Source organism: Sinorhizobium medicae (assembly GCF_007827695.1).
GTDB classification, from domain to species: domain Bacteria; phylum Pseudomonadota; class Alphaproteobacteria; order Rhizobiales; family Rhizobiaceae; genus Sinorhizobium; species Sinorhizobium medicae.
The window spans coordinates 1-1,202 of sequence record NZ_VITA01000066.1 but is presented as its reverse complement, the minus strand read 5'-3'; the positions used below and the strand labels follow the sequence as shown (position 1 = coordinate 1,202).

The window sequence follows — 1,202 nt, the reverse complement described above, 5'->3', positions numbered from 1 at the left end:
ATTGAAGGACGGACGCATGAAGAAGCAGAGATTTACGGAAGAGCAGATTATTGCGGTACTGAAGGAGCAGGAGGCTGGCGCGAAGGTGGCGGACCTCTGCCGCAAGCATGGGATTTCGGACGCGACATTTTACAATTGGAAAGCCAAATTCGGGGGCATGGAGGTTTCCGAGGCGAAGCGCCTGAAGGCGCTCGAAGAGGAGAACGCCAAGCTGAAGAAGCTGCTCGCCGAGCAGATGCTGGATGCCGCCGCACTCCGCGAGCTTCTTGCAAAAAAATGGTAGGGCCCGCCGCCAAGCGTGAAGCCGTCGCGCATCTGAAGGCCGTCATGGGCCTCTCGGAGCGGCGGGCCTGCCAGATCATCTCCGCTGACCGGAAGATGGTGCGCTATCGGTCACGCCGACCGTCAGAGGCCGAACTGCGGAAGAAGCTTCGCGACCTCGCCAACGAGCGACGGCGTTTCGGCTACCGGCGACTGTTCGTCCTGCTCAGGCGGGAGGGAGAGCCGTCCGGCGTCAACCGCATCTATCGGCTGTATCGCGAGGAAGGGCTTTCGGTTCGCAAGCGGAAAGCCAGGCGGCGTGCCGTCGGCACGCGTGCGCCGATACTGGTCGAAGCGAAGGCCAATGCCCGCTGGTCGCTGGATTTCGTCCATGATCAGTTCGCCTGCGGAAGAAGATTTCGCGTGCTCAACATCGTCGATGACGTGACGCGCGAATGCCTGGCAGCGATCCCCGACACCTCGATCTCCGGCCGTCGTGTTGCTCGCGAATTGACGGCGCTCCTCGAGCGGCGCGGCAAGCCCGGCATGATTGTCTCCGACCATGGCACGGAATTCACGTCGAACGCGATCCTCGCCTGGTCAAAGGAGCACAAGGTCGAGTGGCACTACATCGCACCGGGAAAGCCGATGCAGAACGGTTATATCGAGTCCTTCAACGGGCGGATGCGCGACGAGCTGCTGAACGAAAGCCTGTTCTTCGGTCTCGATCATGCCCGCAGCGCCATCGCCGAATGGGCAGACGATTATAACCATTCCCGGCCGCACTCATCGCTCGGATATCAGACCCCGGCACGCTATGCCGGAACCATCGCCGCAACCGGCTTCAACGCTGTGCAAGATGAAGGCTACGCGTTTCCGCCGGTTGCTCCCACCGCGCCAAGTGGCGTAATGAAAATGATCTGAACCCTTCAAACTGGACC

Annotated in this window: 1 protein-coding gene; it reads left to right on the top strand. The window is 61.0% G+C overall.

Annotation, left to right across the window (positions count from 1 at the left end):
- The first annotated feature begins 16 nt into the window (after positions 1-16).
- A protein-coding gene (locus FB009_RS32570; RefSeq protein ID WP_145162746.1) for an IS3-like element ISSme1 family transposase occupies positions 17-1,185 on the top strand; the annotation gives its coding sequence in 2 pieces (ribosomal slippage) (positions 17-269 and positions 269-1,185; 1,170 coding nt in all).
- Positions 1,186-1,202 lie beyond the last annotated feature (17 nt).